The sequence below is a fragment of the Terrihabitans rhizophilus genome, from assembly GCF_033898525.1.
GTDB lineage: Bacteria > Pseudomonadota > Alphaproteobacteria > Rhizobiales > Methylopilaceae > Flaviflagellibacter > Flaviflagellibacter rhizophilus.
This window is the reverse complement of record NZ_JAXAFJ010000006.1, coordinates 114,241-133,675: the sequence shown is the minus strand read 5'-3', so window position 1 is coordinate 133,675 and position 19,435 is coordinate 114,241. Positions and strand designations below refer to the sequence as shown.

Here is a 19,435-nt window from a genome sequence, read left to right as displayed (position 1 = left end):
GGTGAGTTAGAGATATGGCGAATGATCATCATGATCAGGCTATCGCGCCCGGCGGTGGCAAAGTCATGGCAGCTACTTCGTGGCACCAAGGCTGCGCGAGCCGGGTTTGGTCGCGGGAATGGCAGCAAGCTCAGGCGGCAGCGCATCGGCAGCATAGGTCGGGATGTCCAGCGTGGCCAAGGCCACGAGTTGCACCCCGAGATTCGCCGCGCCCCCGGAACGGTCGATCAGGCAAGCGGCACCGACGATATCGGCTTCCGTGTCAGCAATAGATGCAAGGCATTCACGCGAAGAGAGGCCCGTCGTCACGATGTCCTCCACCATGACGGTGCGAGCGCCTGGCGGGATCTGGAAGCCGCGGCGCAGGCGGAACACGCCGTCCTCACGCTCCACGAACACGGCCTTGGCTCCGAGATGCCGGGCGGTTTCATAGCCCGGAACGATGCCGCCGATCGCAGGCGAAACCACGTAGTCGACCTGACCGAACTCATCGCGGATCTTGCCAGCCAGCGCGCGGCACAGCACCTCCGTCCGGGCCGGATCCTGGAAGATGAACATCTTCTGCAGGAAGACAGGGCTGTGCAGGCCGGACGACAGCACAAAGTGGCCTTCCAGAAGCGCTCCGGCATCCCGGAAGTTCTGCATCACCTCGTCCTGCGTCATCGCATCCCCACTGCTGCTGTTGTCGTTGCCGGCCTCAGCCATTCACCCGCTCCACACTGCTGATCACGGTCGAGCTCTTCAGATCGCGCATGATGTCCATGAGGTGTTTCAGATCGTGGACGCCGAGATCAAGCGTGACCTCGTGGAAATCTGACGAGCGCGCAATGAGAGAGATGTCGTCGATATTGCCGTCATGCCGGGCAATGGCGCCCGTGATGTGCGCCAGCGAACCCGGCTCGTTCATGCAGGCAACCTTCAGGCGCGCGGGGAACCGCAACGCCGCCGCGGCCTCAATATCCCAGCGCACGTCGATCCAGCGGTCCGGCTGGTCTTCGAAATCCGCCAGCACCGGCGACTGGATGGGATAGATGGTCACGCCCTTGCCTGGCTCCGCGATCCCGACGATCCGATCTCCCGGAACGGCTCCGCCATCGGGGGCGAAATGGACTGAGAGATGCGGCTTGATCCCTAGGATCGGGATCGATGGCGTGCCGTCTGCCGAGACATTCGACAGTTCCCTGAGGGTCGATCCGTGCTTCACGGCTTGAGAGCCAGACACATGCCCTGCCTGCCGCAATGCGGGGCGGTCCACCTTCACTTCTGAATAGACGGCGCGAACCACATCGTTGGACAGCATCTCGCCGCGGCCCACCTCGGACATCACCTCATCGACCGAGTTACGCGCCAGCCGCGGAAGGGCCGCTTTCAGCAACTCGTCACTGTAAGGCTTGCCGACGCGCTCGAAGGCACGCTCCACGATCTGCCGGCCGAGGCCTGCATATTGCCGGTGCACGGCTTCGCGCGTGGCACGACGGATCGCAGCCCGCGCTTTGCCGGTTCGAACGAGCGATTCCCAGGCAGCCGGCGGCTGCTGCGTGTCGGCGCGGATAATCTCCACCTCATCGCCGTTCTGGAGTTCTGAGACCAGAGGCGCCGTGCGCCCGTTGATCTTGCAGCCAACGCACGAATTACCGACGCGGGTGTGGACCTCATAAGCAAAATCGATGGGCGTCGCGCCGCGTGGCATGGCGATGAGGCGGCCCTTGGGTGTGAAACAGAACACCTGATCCTGAAAGAGCTCGAGCTTGGTGTGCTCCAGGAACTCCTCCGGGCTGTCCCCCTCCGCGATGACTTCGATCGTGCGGCGGAGCCATTCATAGGCACGGCTGTCGCGGCTCAAGCGGCTGTCCGCATCGCCGTGCACGCCGTCCTTGTACAGCGTGTGGGCGGCGATGCCATATTCCGCCACTTGGTCCATGTCCGCGGTCCGAATCTGGAGTTCGGCCCGCTGATGGCCGGGACCGATGACGGTGGTGTGCAGCGAACGGTAATCGTTCTGCTTCGGCGTCGAGACGTAATCTTTGAACCTGCCCGGCACCATGGGCCAGGTGGTGTGGACGATACCCAGCGCACGGTAGCAATCGGCCACGGTCGGCACGATGACGCGGAACGCGAAGACGTCGGAAAGCTGCTCGAAGGCCAGTTCCTTGCTCTCCATCTTTCTCCAGATGGAGTAAGGCCGCTTCTCTCGTCCCTTGATCTGCGCCTCGATGCCGAAATCGCACAGTTTGCCAGACAACTCGGTCTCGATCCGCGCTATCAGGTCACTGGACCGCTCCCGGAGCACTCCAAGCCGATCTACGATGGTCTTGTAGGCGTCGGGGTGGAGGTGGCGGAAGGCAAGCGCCTCCAGTTCCTCGCGCATCTCCTGCATGCCCATGCGGCCCGCAAGCGGCGCATAGATGTCCAGCGTCTCTTCCGAGATGCGGGCGCGCTTCGCCTCCGGCACCCAATGAAGCGTCCGCATATTGTGCAGGCGGTCGGCCAGCTTCACCATGAGGACGCGAACATCCTCGGAGATCGCCAGTAGCAGCTTGCGCAGGTTCTCTGCCTGCGCCGCTTGCTTGGAGACGAGGTCGAGCTTCTTGAGCTTGGTCAGTCCTTCGACAAGGGCGCCGATCTTGGGACCGAACAGCCGATCCACCTCATCCTTGGTGGTGCCGGTGTCCTCGATCGTGTCGTGCAGGAGCGCCGCCACGATGGATGCGTCGTCGAGCCGGAACTCGGTGAGGATCGCGGCGACTTCGAGAGGGTGGGAGAAGTAGGGATCGCCGGATGCGCGGGTCTGCCCGCCGTGCGCCTGCATGGCGTACACATAGGCGCGATTCAGAAGCGCCTCATCCGTGTGCGGATTGTACTTCCGGACGCGGTCGACAAGCTCGTATTGGCGGATCATGCACTGTGCGGCGGCCAAGCTGCCGCCTTATCTCCCGCCGGTATATGGGGCGGCACTGCGCCCTTCGGCAAGCACAAACGCCGCGCTTTAGGGCGCGGCGTTCGATTAAGAACCAGCAGTGGAGACCTGGCTTACTCGCCCTCGTCTTCCGTGTTGTCCACCGGCGGCGCCAAGCCTTCGAGGCCGCGCAGCAGGTCTTCCTCGGTCATACGATCGAAAGCCACGTCGCCGTCGCTGCCATCGTTCGTCAGGAGCGGTACGGGCTCCGGCTCCGGCTCGTCGACCTCGACGTGCTTCTGCAGCGAATGGATGAGGTCTTCCTTCAGATCGTCGGCCTTGATTGCCGTGTCCGCGATCTCACGCAGCGCCACAACGGGGTTCTTGTCGTTATCGCGATCCACAAGCAGCGGCTGACCGCCCGCGATGAGGCGAGCGCGATGCCCGGCGAGCAGCACGAGCTCAAAGCGGTTCTCGACCTTGTCGATGCAATCTTCGACGGTGACGCGGGCCATGGGCGGCCTCTCCTGTCCATAAAGATGTGGGGCTTTGCCCCGACATACTCTTCTTGGGCACAGGGTTCAAGGCGCCTTGACACCCTGAACAGGCGCTCGCCATGGTGCCACCCACGTTTTTCCAGGGAGCACTTGGCCACCGGCGCCGGCATCCTTCTTTCGTCCCGATTCCCTGCATAGATGGTCAGCAACGCTCCTCCATGAACCAGACGCCCCCACGGATCGCCCTCTTCATCGACGGTGCGAACTTCTATTCCAGCGTGAAGGCGCTTGGATTCGACGTGGACTTCCGAAAACTGCTAACGGAATTCGGATCTCGGGGCTCGCTGCTGCGCGCCTATTATTACACGGCAGTCACGGACGATCAGGAACACTCTTCCCTACGCCCGTTGATCGATTGGCTCGACTACAACGGCTATGCGGTGGTGACCAAACCGCTGAAGGAGTACACCGACTGTGCCACCGGGCGCCGCAAGCTGAAGGGCCGGATGGACGTCGAACTCACGGTCGATGCTCTCGAGCTCGCAGGGCGGCTGGACCAGATCTTCCTGTTCTCCGGGCATGGCGACTTCCAGGCTTTAGTAGCGGCTCTGCAGCGGAAGGCGGTCCGCGTCACAGTGGTCTCGACCGTTGCCACGCAGCCGGCAATGGCTGCGGACTGCCTCCGGCGGCAGGCCGACGAATTTATCGACCTGTCGGATCTGATGGGCCGGATCGGCAGGCCACAGGCCGAACGCCAGGCTCCCGATCGGCTGCCACGCTTCATACGCGGCCCGGTCGTCGAGGACGATGTCGAAGCGTGACAACGATCGTGCGAGAACCAAGGCAGGCACCACGCGACTGTCCGCTATGCCCACGCCTCGTCGCATTCCGTGAGAAATGGCGAGAGCAGGCGCCCACCTGGCATAACGCGCCGGTAAACGGGTTCGGGCCGCTCGACGCGGAACTCCTCATCGTTGGCCTTGCTCCTGGACTTCAGGGCGCCAATCGCACGGGAAGACCTTTCACCGGCGACTGGGCCGGTGATCTTCTCTATGCCACGCTCCTTCAATTCGGATTTGCGACTGGCGTCTACGACGAGCGCCCCGACGACGGGCTCGAACTCAAGAACGCGAGGATCATCAACGCAGTTCGGTGCGTGCCACCCCAGAACAAGCCCGTGGGTGCCGAGATTGCGACGTGCCGCACCTTTCTGGTCGACGACTTCAACGCGTTGGTTGATGCACGGGCCGTGATCGCCCTGGGCCGGATTGCGCATGACAGCATCCTGCGCGCGCTCGGCCTCCCCGCCTCGGCAGCCGCCTTCGGACACGCTGCAGAACATGACCTTGGCCGCTTCAGGCTCTTCGACAGCTATCACTGCTCGCGATACAACACGAACACCGGACGCCTCACGGAAGAGATGTTCCACACCGTCTTCCGCAATGCGCAGGTTTACCTGAGAGCCACTGCCTAGCCCTTGTCCCGCAACAGCCGGGCTTTCTCGCGGCCCCAGTCACGGTCCTTTTCCGTCTGACGCTTGTCGTGCAGCTTCTTGCCCTTTGCCAGAGCGAGCTCGACCTTCGCCCTGCCCTGCTCGTTGAAGTAGAGCTTGAGTGGGACAACCGTCATTCCCTCGCGCTGCACCGCGGAGACCAGCTTGTCGATCTGGCGACGGTGCAGCAGCAGCCGGCGCGGACGCTTGGTCTCGTGGTTGAAGCGGTTGGCGGCGAGATATTCCGGAATGTACGCGTTGTAGAGGTAGAGATCGCCGCCATACTCGCCGGCATAGGACTCGCCGAGCGTGGCCTTGCCGATGCGCAGAGACTTCACCTCCGTGCCGGTCAACGCAATGCCCGCCTCGAAGACGTCTCCAATCGCGTAATGGTAACGGGCCTGCCTGTTGTCCGCGATGATCGTGCGGGCTGGATCTGCTTTCGCTGCGCTCATGCGTCGAGAACGCCTGCATGGATCATTGCGTTGCGTATGGCATCGCGCGCTGCAGGCGTGGCGGTGACCAGCGGCAGGCGCACCTCATCCGCGATCTTGCCCAGGAGGCTGAGACCCGCCTTGGCTCCAGCCACGCCGGGTTCGACGAAGATGGCATGATGAAGCGGGATCAGCCTGTCCTGGATCTCCAGCGCCCGCGCGTAATCACCTGCGAAGGTGGCATTCTGCAGTTCTGCGCAAAGGCGTGGCGCGATATTGGCAGCAACTGAAATGCAGCCATGGCCGCCTGCAGCATTGTAGGCAAGCGCCGTCATGTCCTCGCCGGAGAGCTGATTGAAGTCCCGTCCGACGCCCGCACGCTGAAGGCTCACGCGCGCGATATTTCCGGTCGCATCCTTGACGCCTGCGATGTTCGGAAGTTCGAACAGTCGCGCCATGGTCTCCACCGACATGTCCACCACGCTGCGGGGCGGGATATTGTAGATGATGATCGGGATGTTGATTGCGTCGTTCACCGCCTTGAAGTGGCGGTACAGCCCCTCCTGCGTGGGCTTGTTGTAGTAGGGCACGACGGTCAGGACGGCATCGGCGCCGGCTTCCTCGGCCGCACGCGCCAGATCGACAGCCTCCGATGTGGAGTTGGAGCCCGCACCGGCGATCACCGGCACGCGGCTGGCTGCCTCTTCGAGGCAGATGCGCACGACGGCCTTGTGCTCCTCATGGGTCAGGGTCGGGCTTTCACCCGTCGTGCCGACCGGCACCAGGCCATGAGAACCTTCCTCAATCTGCCAGCTCACCAGATCCCGGAAGGCGGCCTCATCCACGGAGCCGCCTCGGAAAGGGGTCACCAGAGCCGTGAAGGACCCCTTGAACGGGGGACGATGAGCCATGAGAATGCAAACTCCAGGGAAGAGCCGGCGAGGTTTAATCCTATGTGGCGTGCCGGGGAAGCCCCGAGAGGCGAGCGCGACATGCTTTTGCCGCCATCTCGCTGCATCAGGACACCTATCCGGTCGCCTTTACCGCGCGGGTTAGCGTTTCATAAACGTTAGCGGGTGAGGATCGGGTAACCTTTCGGAGAACCCGCGTGACCTCGAGACCGCTTTTCGCCGGCCTCTCTTTCCTGTTGCTGAGCACCGCCTTGGTGTCCGCTCAGGACATGCCTCTGCCGGCACCCAGCCCCTGGAACGCTTCGCCTTCTGCTCAGCCCGGCATGCCGGCCAACGCGGCCGCGACCGCAGTGTCCAACGCCTTTGCAGCGGCGCCGCAGGCCAGCAGTTCGGTGTCGTCGCTCATCGGATCGGCTTCCGGCGGCGGCTCCTCCGCGCCTGCCGGCGTCGACGCGCCGGTGATCAAGCAGGCGATCGATCTGCTCGACAAAGGCCAGCTTGCGGCGGCGATGGAACTGCGTGGCCGGTTGCGTGACCGTGCAGCCGTGACGCTGTTCGACTGGCTTTGCATCCGCTCGGCATCGCGACAGATGGGTTTCCAGACCATCTCGGCCTTTCTGCGGGACAATCCCGATTGGCCGGGCAAGGCGCTTGCGCGCCGACGGGCCGAGGAGGCGCTGTACCTCGAGGATATCGACGGCGGGACGGTGCGCTCCTTCCTGGGCGGCGCCATGCCTTCGAGCGGAATGGGCAAGCTGGCGCTGGCGCGGATTTCCTCCCGCACCGAGGCGGCGAGGCTCGTCAAGGAGGTATGGCGCGACGAGGATCTCTCGCCTGCCGTTGAAAGCAAGGCACTCGCGGACTTCGGCGGTCTCCTGAACACGGACGACCACGCCGCCCGCGCGGAGCATTTCTTCTTCGAGAAAGATCTCGCCGCGGCACAACGCAATGCGGCGCGCGCAAGCAGCGCGTATCAGGCAGTTGCCAAGGCTCGCGTCGCTGTCGCCCGACGCACCAAGGATGCAGACGCATTGCTGGCGGCAGTGCCCTCTGCGGGGCGCAAATATCCAGGCTACCAGTATGCGATGATCGACCGCCTGCTGCGGCAGGACAAGCATAAGGAAGCCGCCCGCATCATGACCGAGGTCACGCGTGACCCGGCCGCGCTGGCGGACACCAATGCCTGGTGGGAAAAGCGGCGCTGGCTCGCCCGCGACATGCTGGACATGGGCGACGCCCGCATGGCCTATCGTATCTCCGCGGGCCACGCGAATACGCGGCCGGCCGACATCGTGGACGCCGAATTCCATTCGGGCTGGATCGCGCTGCGGTTCCTGAATGATGCGGCCACGGCAAAGAGACACTTCGCGCAGGCTGGCCGTGCGGCCAAAACGCCTCTCAGCCGGTCCAGGTCCGATTACTGGCTGGGACGCGCCGAAGAGGCCGCCGGCAATCGCGGCGCTGCGCAGTCCTACTTCGCGTCTGCGGCGGCGTATGGGTCAACCTATTACGGGCAGTTGGCCAAGGCGCGTCTGGGTGGCGGGAACGTTCCGGTCGGCGTGGTGAAGCCTTCCGCTTCCGCACGAGCGGCGTTCGACCGCTCGTCAGTAGCGCGCGCTCTCCGGCTGCTCTACGCGACTGGCAACAGGGACAAGGCGATACCGCTGTTCATGGAAACAGCGGAGAACCTGCGGGACGCGGAAAGCCTCGCGCTTCTGGCGGAGCTCGCGGATAAGAACAAGGATCCCCGTTCCCTTCTGGCGGTCGGCAAGGCCGGCGTGGCGAACGGCTTCCCGCTTGAAGCCGCGTCCTGGCCCACCAACGGTGTGCCCGCGTTCAAGCCGGTCGGACCTTCCATAGAGGCTTCGGTCGTGCACGCCATCGCACGGCAGGAGAGCGGCTTCCATCCGTCTGCCGCGTCAGGCGCCGGCGCGAAAGGCCTGCTCCAGATGCTGCCGGAGACTGCCCGGCGGACAGCGTCCAAGGTCGGCATGCCCTTCGATGCCAAGCGACTCAACGAGCCGACCTTCAACGCCACGCTTGGCGCGGCGCATCTCGGCGAATTGGCGACGAACTACGACGGCTCCTACATCCTCACATTCGTGGCCTACAATGCCGGGCCCGGTCGCGTGCGCGAATGGGTGCAGCGCTACGGCGATCCGCGCAACCCATCGGTCGATCCGGTGGACTGGGTGGAGCGGATACCTTTCACCGAAACGCGCAATTACGTTCAGCGCGTTATGGAGAACGTGCAGGTCTACCGCGCACGCTTCGGTGTGCGGGCGCCGCAGAACATCGACGCGGATCTTCGCCGGGGACAGGGATAGAGCGCCTGCACGCGGCTGAGACAATCACCCCAAATCAGAACAAGAAAAAGCCCCGGAGCAAACGCTCCGGGGCTTTTTTAGTTCAGGAGAATGAGCCCGGCAAGCCGGGCTCAAACCTTATCAGAAGCTGCGCTGAACGCGGGCAACAACCGAGAGGTCGTCAGCGTCTACCGTGTCGCCGTCTTCGTCGAAGGCCGCGATGTCACCGTCGATCGTGCCGTAGATTACAGCCAAGCCGAGGTCGAGGTTCTTGACCGGAGTCCAGAACACGTTGGCTTCTGCGAGGATGAAGTCGAACTCACCACCGCCAGCGAACTCAACATTGCTGAGGGTAGCCGCACCGTTGAAAGCAACAGTCTTCGTGGCCTGGAAGGTGACGCCGCCGCCGACCTGCCACATCGTGTTGTTTTCGCCGCCGAAGAAGGACTGGTCCGGAACAAAGACGCTGAGGTCGATCAGGTTACCGAACACATCTTCAGCACCAGCGTAGGACAGCGCGCCTTCCGAGTAAGCGCCCTGCGCCCAAACATAGGAGCCCTCGCTCAGGAAGCCTGCATTGAGCTTCACGCCGGCCTGAACAGCCCAGCCAACGCTGTCTTCAGTGCCCTCGAAGGTGTCACCTTCGTTGTCCTGAACAGCGGCCGAGATCTGTGCAGAACCCCATGCCTGGTCAACACGAATAGCAGCGATGACATTCGGCCACACCTGATCCAGGTCCGAGGAGCCATCATCAAGATCCACGTCGCGGGGAAGCGCGCGGAAGTACTTGTCTTCGATGCCGATCGTGGCTGCGAAGCCCGAGCCGAACGAAGCGGTATAAGCGAAGGTGTTGACCGTCTCAGCGGAGAAGAAGTCGGCAACGGTCGCCGCGTTCACGAAGTCGTAGAACGAAGAGGCCTTACCAGCGGTGAAGCCGGCGAACTGAACGAACGCTGCTTCGAGCGCGATCGAGTTGCCAGCGTCGTCATAGACATCCGCCTCGATCGAACCGGTATTGCCTTCATATTCGATGTACGAACGAAGCGTACCCCATTCAGTTTCCGAACGGGCATCGACGGCGATCGTGCCACGAGCGTTCGTCAGGAAGTCGTTCGAGTCATCTCCGCCGAGAAAGCCGTCATCATCGCCATCATCGCCATTGGCGTTGAATACCGAATCAAAACGAACGTAGCCGGAAATCTGCAGGCAGGTGTCTGTGCCCGGAATGTAGAAGAAGCCCTCACCATAGGTGGAGCAAACCTTCACGTACTCAACCGGCTCTGCCATCGGAAGGTCAGCTGCCTGTGCCCCGGTGAAAGCAGCAAAACCCGCCGCGGTACCGAGAAGAAGGGTTTTCACCGTCTTCATTTTGTTCTCCAAAAGTTTCGAGACCCTCTGGGACACCCTGGCGTTCTGCCTGAGCCTCCCCCCGTTCCCGCCGGTTCTTACGTTCCCGCGAGCGACCTGGAGCTTTGCCCTCGTCGTGAGTTCGACATTGACTATGACAGGGGTGCGCCGCAACGGTTCTGGCCGTCAAACCGCCGCTCTGTTGCCGCATTGGGGGGTAGGTGTTGCCAAAGCGTCACGATCAGGAGTGGTGGACGCTTAATCCTTAGGCCGATGCCTACTCCGCAGGCGCAGCATGGCCCGGTAACGCGCCATGCACCGCTGCGTCTCGGTGCTGTCGGGCGATCAGCGAATACGCCACCGGTACGACGAACAGCGTGAGCAGCGTTCCCAGGGACATCCCGCCGACAATGACCCAGCCGATCTGCTGGCGGCTCTCCGCGCCAGCGCCGGAGGCAAGCGCAAGCGGTATGGCGCCAAGCACCATGGCACCCGTGGTCATCAGAATAGGCCGCAGCCTCATCGCCGCTGCTTCGACCACCGCCTCCAGGCGGGGGATGCCCGCCTCCTGCCGCTGATTGGCGAATTCCACGATCAGGATGCCGTGCTTTGTGATCAGTCCCACAAGGGTCACGAGGCCGATCTGCGAATAGACGTTCAACGTCCCACCGGTAAGGTACAGCGCGCCCAGCGCGCCCGTGATCGAGAGGGGCACCGTCAGGAGGATGATGAAGGGGTCGATGAAGCTCTCGAATTGCGCGGCCAGCACGAGGTAGATGAAGGCGATTGCGAGGACGAAAACCAAAGCCAGACTTTGACTGCTCTGCTGGTATTCGCGGCTTTGCCCCGCATAGTCGGTCTGGATATTGGCCGGCAATGCGCCGGCCGCCGCGCGCTCAACCTCGGCAAGCGCGTCACCCAGGGTGAAGCCCGGCGCCACATTTGCGGACAGAGTCGCTGCCCTGAGCTGGTTGAAGCGCCGGAGCTCGCGGGGGGCCACAGACTCCTCGACTTTCACGATATTCGACAGCTGCACCATGTCACCGCCCGCGGAGCGCAGGTAGATGGTGGAAAGGTTCTCCGGCGAGGCCCGGTCTTCGCCAGCCAGTTGGACGACAACGTCGTATTGCTCGCCCTCGCGTTCAAACCGGGTGACTTGGCGTCCGCCGAGCAGCGACTCCAATGTGCGACCTGCAGTGGAGACGTCGATCCCGAGGTCGGCCACCTTCTGCCGGTCGAGGACGATCTCGAACTCCGGCTTGTTCAACACAAGATCGCTCTCGACGTTCTCCAGCACGGAGGACTCCGACAGCTGATCCACCAGCTTGTCGGCCATCACCCGCAGGTCTTCGAATGTTCCCGAACTCTGGATCACGAAGTTGACCGGTTTGCCGCCAAGACCGCCGCTGCCACCCAGGGATGGCGGATTGGATGCGAAGGCCTGAACACCCGCGATACGGCCAAGCTTGCGCTGAACCTCGGCACTGATCTCCTGTTGCTTGCGCGACCTGTCTTCCCAGTCCTTCAGCAGCCCGATGCCGGACATGTTGGTGACCTCGGGCGACCCGGTGTTCACGGTGTAGAACCGCATTTCCGGAACGCCCGCGAGCACCTCCCCCACCTGATTGGCGTAGCGCCTGGTGTAATCGATCGTCGCGCCTTCGGGCGCGCGCCCGAACAGGCGCATCAGCCCCCGGTCCTCAACCGGAGCCGTCTCCGACGAAAGCTGGGTGAAGAAGTAGCCGCTCGCCCCGGCCACGCCCAAGGCCAGGATGATCACCAGCGGACGCACTGCGAGCGAGAGCCTCAGCACCCTTGCATAGCCCGCCGTCATGGCATCGAAGCCGCGCTCCAGAAGCATGAACAGCCGGCCATGCTGCGTCTGGTGCTTCAGCAGCTTCGAGCACATCATCGGCGTTAGCGTGAGGGCCACGAAGCCTGACACGAGCACGGCGCCCGCAAGCGTCAACGCAAACTCAAGGAACAGCCGGCCAGTGCGCCCTTCGGCGAACGCAATGGGCGCGTAGACGGCCGCAAGCGTTATCGTCATGGCGACGACCGCGAAGAAGATCTCCCGCGAGCCCTTCATCGCAGCGTCGAAGGGTTTCATCCCGTCTTCCACGTAGCGGTAGACATTCTCCAGCACCACGATGGCGTCGTCGACAACGAGACCAATGGCCAGGACCATTGCCAGCAGCGTGAGCGTGTTAATGGAGAAACCCATCGCATACATGATCGCAAAGGACGTGATCAGGGAGACGGGGATCGTGACGATGGGGATGATCGCCGCGCGGATCGACCTCAGGAAGAAGAAGATCACCAGCACCACGAGCAGGACGGCTTCGCCGATGGTGTGGAAGACCGCGCTGATGGAGCGGTCGATGAAGACGGCGCTGTCGTAGCCGACCTGTGCGTTCATGCCCTCCGGAAGGCTTGCCTGAAGGTCGGGCAGGATCTGCTGCGCGGCATTGGAGACATCGAGCGGGTTCGCCGTAGCCTGCTTGATGATGCCGACGGTGATCGCATTCTGGCCGTTCAACTGGCTGACGCGGCGCTCATCCCGCGGGCCAAGCTCAACCTTGGCCACATCGCGCAACTTAACCTGGTAACCGCCGGCAAGCTTGAGGACGATTTCATCGAACTGCGCGGGCGAGGTCAGGCCCGTTCGCGACAGCACGTTGAATTCGCGGTCCGAGCTCTCGATACGCCCGGAAGGTATCTCGACGTTCTGAGCGCGAAGCGCCGCCTCCACGTCCTGAACGGTCAGGTCGTATGCGGCGAGACGCTCGCGATCGATCCAGATGCGCATGGCGTATCGCCGCTCGCCATAGATCTGCACATCGGCCACGCCCGTCATGTTCTTCAGGCGGTCGACGACGAAGCGATCCACGTAGTCCGATATCTCAAGAGGGCTAGCGCGGTCGCTGGTGAAAGACATGAAGAGAACGGCCTGGGCGTCGGCCTCGACCTTGGCGACCGTCGGCTCATCGACTTCATCGGGAAGATTGCGCCGCACGCGCGAGACGCGGTCTCGCACGTCGCTGGCCGCCACGTCCGGATCGACATCGAGGGTGAACCTCACCGTGATGCGACTGGTCTCCGACCGGCTCTGCGATTCGATCGTGTCGATCCCGGCAATGCCGGCGATCGAGCCTTCCAGAACCTGTGTGACCTGTGTCTCGACGATTTCCGCGGACGCGCCCGTATAGGAGGTCTGCACCGAAACCACGGGCTCGTCGATATTCGGATATTCGCGCACCGTCAGGCGGTCATAGGAGACCACGCCCAGCAAGAGCATCAAAAGGCTCATCACCGTCGCGAAGACGGGACGGCGAATGCAGAGCTCCGAGATCCCCATGGGTCAGACGGGCCCGGCGCTGCTGACGACTTCGACAGAGGCACCGTTCCGCAGCCGCCCCTGCCCCGCAGTCACGATCTGCGTGTCGGCGGCCAAACCCTCGACGACCTCGACGGAGCCCGCCATCCGACGCCCGAGCTTCACCCGCGTTTCCTGCGCCTGCCCGTCCGCGACGCGGTAGACGAATGTCTCCTGCCCCCGGGGGACGACGGCACCTTCCGGCACCATCACGACCTGTCCCCTGTCCTTCCCCTGCACCGTCACTCTCGCGAAAAGGCCTGGCCGCAGGCGTGCCCCGACATTGTCGAGGCGAGCGCGGATCCGGACCGCCCGGCCATTCACGTCCACGAGCGGGTCGATGGCGAAGATGCTGCCGGTGAACTTCTCTCCGGGAAAGGCATCGGCGGTTACCGTGACGGTCATCCCGACAGCCACATCTTGGAGATTGACCTCGGGGAGACGGAAATCGAGCTTAAGCGTGTCGATCTTCTCCAGATTGACAAGGGTCTGCCCAATCTGGGCGTAGGCCCCTTCGGAGACTGTCCGCAAGCCCACCACACCGGCGAACGGAGCCCTGATCTCCATCTTATCAAGCCGCACGCGTGCAAGCTCGCGCTGCGCCTGCGCGGAGGCCCTGGCCGCCTGCGCCTCGTCGAGCGCTCGGCCAGTACCCGCGCCGCTGCGTGACAGCGAAGTGGCACGTTGCAGATTGGATTGCGCAAGATCGAAGGCCGCATCCGCGGTTGCAAGGTCGGCACGCGCAAACGCGTCATCGAGCTTGACCAAAACCTGACCCGCTTTGACGGGCTGGCCTTCTTTGAAGAGAATCTCGGAAATCCGTCCCGCCACCTCGGACGCGATGGCAACCGACTCGTCCGACACCAGCGTGCCGATGGAGTTCAACTCGGTGCGCGCCACGCCTGCCTTCGACAAGGCGACCTCCACCGGCGCGGCGCGGCGCGGAGCATTCTGCTCCTGCGCAGGGCTCGCGGAAGCCTGGGACCATGGCAGGTCTCCGTCCTGCCATTTCAGCACGCCGTAGACCGTCACGACGGCAAGCAGCATGCCGGCGATCGCGATCATTGTCTTCTGCATGCGAGGATCCCAAGCGTTTCATCGGAACCATAGCCGATGCGGGTGAACGGATGTGACACAGCTTCGCGAGGAAACCACTGTGAACACGGGCTTCAACGCATGTGAGGGTCGTTCCCTGCGCTGACGCGGACATTGTGGTGCCGGCTTTCGGGCTTGCAAACCATCCGCTTGGCCGCTATGTCCCCTCCCGTCAGCGCGCGCCGCCTGCCCGGTGCAGCGTGAGCCCGTTGGGGAATAGTTCAACGGTAGAACAGCGGACTCTGACTCCGTTAATCTAGGTTCGAATCCTAGTTCCCCAGCCAACCGCCACCGAGCTCGTCGCTGCAGAGAGCTCTCCCGGTTCAGCATAGCCGCAGCCGCGATTGCTAGATCGTGCTGTCATTTCGCGAGCGCAGAACGTCGGCACCGACATATGTCGCCTTACTCTGGCGATCGAGTATTCCGGCGGGCCTTCCCCTCATAATCCAACACTTGCGCGGAAGCAGCCAAGCTGCTGCTTTGAAGCTATGGCGGGCCTGCGACGACCTCTTCCTTTAAGCTCGAACTGACCCGTGGCTGACCATTCGGTAATTCGCCATGCTTGTTCTAAAATTTACGACCTCACTTGGCGAGGTACACTTTCAGCTTGAGGCCCAAGAGAACCCCCAGCGTGCAGAACAGCAGGAAAATCCAGCCTGCCAGCGCTGCCGCCTGAATGCCGGAGAGCAGCAAACCCACCGTGCAGCCTAAGGCCGTCATGGCACCCCACCCCATCAGCACGCCGCCTGAAAGGCCGTTCCACACCTGCCAGCCGGTTGGCCAGGACGGCTTGAACTGCCCGGCCACGAGAGCCGAGGCAAAGCTGCCGAGCACGATGCCGAGCACGAGATGGCCGTTGGCTGTGAGCCAAAATTGCTGGATCGCCGTGGCACAGCCGCGAAACGTGTCGAGGCCGTACAGCGTCTCCGGCAGAAGGCCGAAGGCTCCCGAGACGCTGCGCGCGCCGCTGCCGATCTGCGACGTGACGCCCAGAGGGGCAAACCGAAGATACGCAAAGGTGCCGATGGCGCCGACCAGCAGGCCAGCCGTCACCGGAGGCCAACGCTCGATGAAGATGGCACGCGCAGCGGAGATCTCGCCGCCTCGTGGAAGCGGCCTAGAGCGCCACAGGACTGCGATGACGAGAAGGCTGAGGGCGCCCAAGGTGGCGGCCAGCGCTCCGGCATAGCCGAGAAGATGCGGAAGCCAGATGACCGGTCCCTTCGCGAGATCGGCCATGAACAGGGTGTTCCAGGTTTGAAAGCCAAGAGCGAAGCCGATAAAGGCGCCGAGAAGCGCGAATGGCGATGTCGGGGAGCCCTCGCCCAGCCGGTAGATGTGCGCGGAGATGCACGAGCCGGCGACAACCATGCCGATGCCGAAGACGAAGGAGCCGAGCGCCAGAGCGGGGCTTACCGGGCCGATATGCGCATCCGGCGGCAAGCGATCGGCGGTGGGGACGGGCATCCACGACCCGAACACCACGAAGTAGCCTACGGCTCCGGCAGCCAGCGCAACGAAAATGGCGAGCACTCCGCCCCCATCCCGATGAAGGACGAAGTCGCGAATATTGCAAAGGAAGCAGAAGCGCGATCGTTGAAGCACGATGCCCAACGCCGTACCGGTAAGTAGCGCGAACGGCAGGTTCCGATTGCCGCCAAGCGCGCCAGCGAGATAGGCACCAAGGGCGGCGCAGCCCAGCACCACGATGGCAAGGGCGGTCGAGAAGGTCCGGCTCATGCAATACTCGTCGTAAAACGGAAAAAGGGCGCGCCAGAGCGCGCCCAAGTGTTGGGAGTGAGAAGCAGTGAGTACTACTTGCCCTGCCAGACAGTGCCCGCAAGATTCGTCACCGGCACGCCGACAGCGTTGCCGTACTCGGTCCATGAGCCGTCATAGTTCTTGACGTCGTAGCCCAGGATCTTGGTCAGCGCGAACCACGTATGGCTGGAGCGCTCGCCGATACGGCAATAGGTAATGATGGGCTTGGAGCCGTCGATGCCGATCTCGGCAAAAGCTTTCTGCAGGTCGTCCTTGGACTTGAAGGTGCCGTCTTCCTTCACCGCTTTGGCCCATGGGAAGTTCTTCGCACCCGGAATGTGGCCGGCCCGGACCGCCAATTCCTTGAAACCTTCAGGCGCAACGATCTCGCCGGAATATTCCTTGGGGCTGCGGATATCGACCAGCTGCGTGCCTGGCGCCGCGGAGGCTGCGACGTTCACGACATCCTGGAAGCGGGCGCGAATCGAGGTGTCCGCATCCTTGAGCGTGAGGCTTGTCGCGGTGTAGGTCGGCACCCGGCTGTCGAGCGGCAGGTTCTGGGCTTCCCAATATTTGCGGCCGCCGTCGAGCAGCTTCACATCGAGGCCGTAGACGTCGAAGACCCAGGCTCCCCAAGCCGCAAACCAGTTGTTGTTATCGCCGTAGAGGACGACCGTCGTGTCCTCGTCGATGCCTGCTTCCTGCAGCAGCTTCTGCAAGCTCTCCTTGCTGGCGATGTCGCGGCGGACAGGATCGACCAGATCTGAGTGCCAGCGGATATTGGTGGCGCCAGGGATATGGCCGCGCTCATAGATGCCCGCATCCACGCTGACCTCGAAAATCCGCACCTTTGGATTGTCGATGTTCTTCTGAAGCCAGTCAGCGGTGACAAGGGAGTCCGCTGCGGCCGCCGGTACGGTGAACAACAGGCCGACGGCAGCGATCGCGGAAAAAGTCCTACTCGTCATGTTTAATGCCCCACAGTCACGAAGAAGATATGTTGATTAGGATCCTCATGCCCCTGCCTCTGTCAATCGGTATGTCTACGCAGCTTATATATTAAGTACGATGAATTACATATATTCTCTGTGCTGAACGTCGGTGGTCCATCTCAACCCGGCCGGCATTAGATCAGCCAAATCTGCTCAGCAGGGAATGCCGATCCCCATCACGATCATCGAAAATCGTTTAGCGCAGAGACCGTGAACCTCACGCGGGCGTTGATGCTGCCTGTAATCAGCCTCACCCTATCTTCGGCGACTTCGTTACAGGCGCGGGGAATGCAGGCCTTAAAAAGGCGGACTTAGATGCTGGCGAAAACCCAAGGCCGCGTCGATCGCCGTCGCCTGATCGGATGCCGACGGCAGGTGCAACGGCTAGGCAGGTTGGGCATGCCCGCGTCCGTCTTCATCATCCAGTGCAACACTCGTTGCATTTTCTGCATCAAGGCTGATAACGGCGTGCATGGCCGACAGCTTTTCCAGCCTCGTTGATCGAATACGCTCACGTTTCGTGGACCTAAGTCCTCAGCAGCGAATTGCGGCGGCCTTCGTGCTGAAGCGGCCGGAGGACGTGGCCATCGTGTCCATGAGGACGCTCGCGGCACATGCCGGCGTCCAGCCGGTCACTTTTGTTCGGCTGGCCCGCACCTTGGGTTTCTCGGCCTGGGAGGACTTCAAGGAACCGTTTGTCGAGCGCATGCGTGTTGCGCCGGCCCTTTACTCGGATCGCGCGAAACGACTGGCGGAGGTTGACCCGCGGGAGGTCCATCTCAGCCACTTGAAGACGCTAGAAGCCACGCAAGGCCTCAACGACACGCCGACATTCGCTGCCGCGGCCGAAGCTTTCGAGCGCGCCCCGAATGTCTTCGTTGCCGGCTTCCGCGCCTGCTTCGGTCCTGCTCATGCTTTTGCCTATGTTTATCGCCTCTTCAGACCGGACGTGGTGCTGCTGTCTGGAATGGGGGGCGGCCTTGAAGCGGAGCTGCGCGCGGTGGACGAGGAGGACGTCGTCGTCGTGATGGGCTTCCGGCCGTATTCCCGAGAAAGCGTGATCGTGGCCGAGCATGCGGCGCGACGTGGCGCAACCGTGATCGCCATCACGGACAGCCCTCTGGCGCCGTTCGCCCGGGAGGCGAAAATCGTGCTGACATTCTCGACCGAAGGTCCCAGCTTCTTTCCATCACTGGTTTCCGCATGGGCTATAGCCGAGCAGTTGCTCGACGTGATCGTCGCGCGCGGCGGCGATGCGGTGCTCGAACGCCTGAAATCTGCGGAGGCGCAGCTTCAGGCGCTCGGCGTCTTCGTTCCGGCTTACGACGCCTCCGATAACTGACCCGGCGGTAAGAGAGGCTTCAAGCCGGCTTCGATCTCTGCACGGCGCGGCTCAAGGAATGGCGGCAAGGCCAGCCTCTCTCCAAGGGTCTCCAGCGGTTCATCAACCGCAAATCCCGGGCCTTCCGTCGCCAGTTCGAACAGGATGCCGCTCGGCTCCCTGAAGTAGAACGAGCGGAAGTAATAGCGTTCCACCTCGCCGGAGTTCGGCAGCCTTGTGGACGCGATCCGCTTTGCCCAGTCCGTCAACTGTTCATGCCCGCCCACGTTGAACGCAACGTGGTGCACGCCGCCGGCACCTGGCCGGGTGGCCGGAAGGTCTGGCTGGACGGCGACATGAAGCTCCGCACCTGCACCCCCTTTCCCCATCTCGAACACATGAACCCTGTGCTCAGGGCTGTCCGGATGTGCGTAACTGCCGGTCGAACGCATGTTCATGACCTGCGTCAGAAGCGGCTCGGTGCGCGCGAGATCGGGAACGCTGATCGTGATCGGGCCGAGCCCGCGGATCTGATGCGCAGCGTCGACAGGGCTCCGATCCCAGGGATGGGCATCGGCATAGGCGCCATCATCCACCAGCATGAGCCTCTGGCCCTCGCCATCATCGAAGCGCAGCGCCCGACGTCCCGCCTGATCGACCTCCTGAACTGAAAGCCCCCTCGCCTCGAGCCGCTCCCGCCAGAACGACAGGCTCTCGCCGCCTGCGATCCGCAGCCCCGTGTGGGTGATGGCTCCGGTGCCGCGTTTTTCCGGCCCGACGGGGAAGTCGAAGAAGGTCAGGTCCGTGCCGGGACTGGCCAGCCCGTCGGCATAGAACAGGTGGTAGGCCGTCACGTCGTCCTGGTTCACCGTCTTCTTGACAAGGCGCATTCCGAGGAGGCGCGTGTAGAAGTCGAGGTTTTCGGCTGGTCGCGCGCTGACGGCGGTCAGGTGATGCAGGCCATGCAGTTCAAGAGACATCGCTTCATTCCTCACCGGCCAGTGCCG

Annotated in this window: 15 protein-coding genes and 1 tRNA gene; 5 read left to right on the top strand and 11 right to left on the bottom strand. The window is 62.9% G+C overall.

Annotated features, from left to right (window positions below; translation table 11 throughout):
• Window positions 1-72: 72 nt before the first annotated feature.
• The 3 genes from pyrE to rpoZ all read right to left on the bottom strand — a co-directional run bounded on the left by pyrE (window position 73) and on the right by rpoZ (window position 3,411).
• Window positions 73-663 (bottom strand): orotate phosphoribosyltransferase, encoded by a 591-nt coding sequence (gene pyrE, locus SCD90_RS11275; RefSeq protein ID WP_319844861.1) that lies wholly within the window; start codon window positions 661-663, stop codon window positions 73-75.
• Window positions 664-697: 34 nt separating this feature from the next.
• Window positions 698-2,899, bottom strand: coding sequence for a RelA/SpoT family protein (locus SCD90_RS11270; protein ID WP_319844778.1), 2,202 nt, complete (start codon window positions 2,897-2,899; stop codon window positions 698-700).
• 131 nt (window positions 2,900-3,030) lie between these two features.
• The gene (gene rpoZ / locus SCD90_RS11265) at window positions 3,031-3,411 is read right to left on the bottom strand and encodes a DNA-directed RNA polymerase subunit omega (RefSeq protein ID WP_319844777.1); all 381 of its coding nucleotides are present in this window, start codon (window positions 3,409-3,411) and stop codon (window positions 3,031-3,033) included.
• A 200-nt stretch (window positions 3,412-3,611) separates the two neighbouring features.
• Between rpoZ and SCD90_RS11260 the strand changes: the two genes are divergently transcribed.
• Window positions 3,612-4,214, top strand: coding sequence for a LabA-like NYN domain-containing protein (locus SCD90_RS11260; protein WP_319844776.1), 603 nt, complete (start codon window positions 3,612-3,614; stop codon window positions 4,212-4,214).
• Complete coding sequence (locus SCD90_RS11255; RefSeq protein ID WP_319844775.1) at window positions 4,211-4,867, top strand: uracil-DNA glycosylase; 657 nt, start codon at window positions 4,211-4,213, stop codon at window positions 4,865-4,867. The genes SCD90_RS11260 and SCD90_RS11255 overlap by 4 nt, the downstream gene beginning before the upstream one ends.
• Here the strand turns inward: SCD90_RS11255 and smpB are convergent.
• Together smpB and dapA are read right to left on the bottom strand one after the other, a co-directional pair.
• Window positions 4,864-5,340 (bottom strand): SsrA-binding protein SmpB, encoded by a 477-nt coding sequence (gene smpB, locus SCD90_RS11250; protein ID WP_319844774.1) that lies wholly within the window; start codon window positions 5,338-5,340, stop codon window positions 4,864-4,866. The two genes, SCD90_RS11255 and smpB, sit on opposite strands and share 4 nt — an antisense overlap.
• A complete protein-coding gene (dapA, locus tag SCD90_RS11245; protein ID WP_319844773.1) occupies window positions 5,337-6,230 on the bottom strand; it encodes a 4-hydroxy-tetrahydrodipicolinate synthase in 894 nt (297 codons plus the stop codon). Before dapA ends, smpB begins: the two co-directional genes overlap by 4 nt.
• Before the next feature lie 323 nt (window positions 6,231-6,553).
• Between dapA and SCD90_RS11240 the strand changes: the two genes are divergently transcribed.
• Window positions 6,554-8,557, top strand: coding sequence for a lytic transglycosylase domain-containing protein (locus SCD90_RS11240; RefSeq protein ID WP_319844772.1), 2,004 nt, complete (start codon window positions 6,554-6,556; stop codon window positions 8,555-8,557).
• 120 nt (window positions 8,558-8,677) lie between these two features.
• Here SCD90_RS11240 and SCD90_RS11235 read toward each other — a convergent pair whose 3' ends face one another.
• From SCD90_RS11235 to SCD90_RS11225, 3 genes are all read right to left on the bottom strand, one after another.
• Window positions 8,678-9,904 (bottom strand): porin, encoded by a 1,227-nt coding sequence (locus tag SCD90_RS11235; RefSeq protein ID WP_319844771.1) that lies wholly within the window; start codon window positions 9,902-9,904, stop codon window positions 8,678-8,680.
• Window positions 9,905-10,160: 256 nt separating this feature from the next.
• On the bottom strand, window positions 10,161-13,241 hold the full coding sequence (locus tag SCD90_RS11230; protein ID WP_319844770.1) for an efflux RND transporter permease subunit: 3,081 nt from the start codon (window positions 13,239-13,241) through the stop codon (window positions 10,161-10,163).
• A gap of 3 nt (window positions 13,242-13,244) precedes the next feature.
• Window positions 13,245-14,336: an efflux RND transporter periplasmic adaptor subunit gene (locus SCD90_RS11225; protein WP_319844769.1), complete on the bottom strand. Its 1,092-nt coding sequence runs from the start codon at window positions 14,334-14,336 to the stop codon at window positions 13,245-13,247.
• A gap of 228 nt (window positions 14,337-14,564) precedes the next feature.
• Between SCD90_RS11225 and SCD90_RS11220 the strand changes: the two genes are divergently transcribed.
• Window positions 14,565-14,638 (top strand) — tRNA-Gln (locus SCD90_RS11220).
• A gap of 298 nt (window positions 14,639-14,936) precedes the next feature.
• On the opposite strand, the gene SCD90_RS11215 is transcribed toward SCD90_RS11220, so the two are convergent.
• Both SCD90_RS11215 and SCD90_RS11210 read right to left on the bottom strand, forming a co-directional pair.
• Window positions 14,937-16,094 (bottom strand): YeeE/YedE family protein, encoded by a 1,158-nt coding sequence (locus SCD90_RS11215; RefSeq protein WP_319844768.1) that lies wholly within the window; start codon window positions 16,092-16,094, stop codon window positions 14,937-14,939.
• Between the two features lie 74 nt (window positions 16,095-16,168).
• The gene (locus SCD90_RS11210; RefSeq protein ID WP_319844767.1) at window positions 16,169-17,083 is read right to left on the bottom strand and encodes a sulfurtransferase; all 915 of its coding nucleotides are present in this window, start codon (window positions 17,081-17,083) and stop codon (window positions 16,169-16,171) included.
• A 496-nt stretch (window positions 17,084-17,579) separates the two neighbouring features.
• Here SCD90_RS11210 and SCD90_RS11205 point away from each other — a divergent pair, with 496 nt between their 5' ends.
• On the top strand, window positions 17,580-18,449 hold the full coding sequence (locus tag SCD90_RS11205; protein ID WP_319844766.1) for a MurR/RpiR family transcriptional regulator: 870 nt from the start codon (window positions 17,580-17,582) through the stop codon (window positions 18,447-18,449).
• On the opposite strand, the gene SCD90_RS11200 is transcribed toward SCD90_RS11205, so the two are convergent.
• Window positions 18,428-19,408 carry a ring-cleaving dioxygenase gene (locus SCD90_RS11200; RefSeq protein WP_319844765.1) on the bottom strand — a complete coding sequence of 327 codons (981 nt, stop codon included), beginning with the start codon at window positions 19,406-19,408 and terminating at the stop codon, window positions 18,428-18,430. The genes SCD90_RS11205 and SCD90_RS11200 overlap by 22 nt on opposite strands.
• Between the last annotated feature and the right edge of the window lie 27 nt (window positions 19,409-19,435).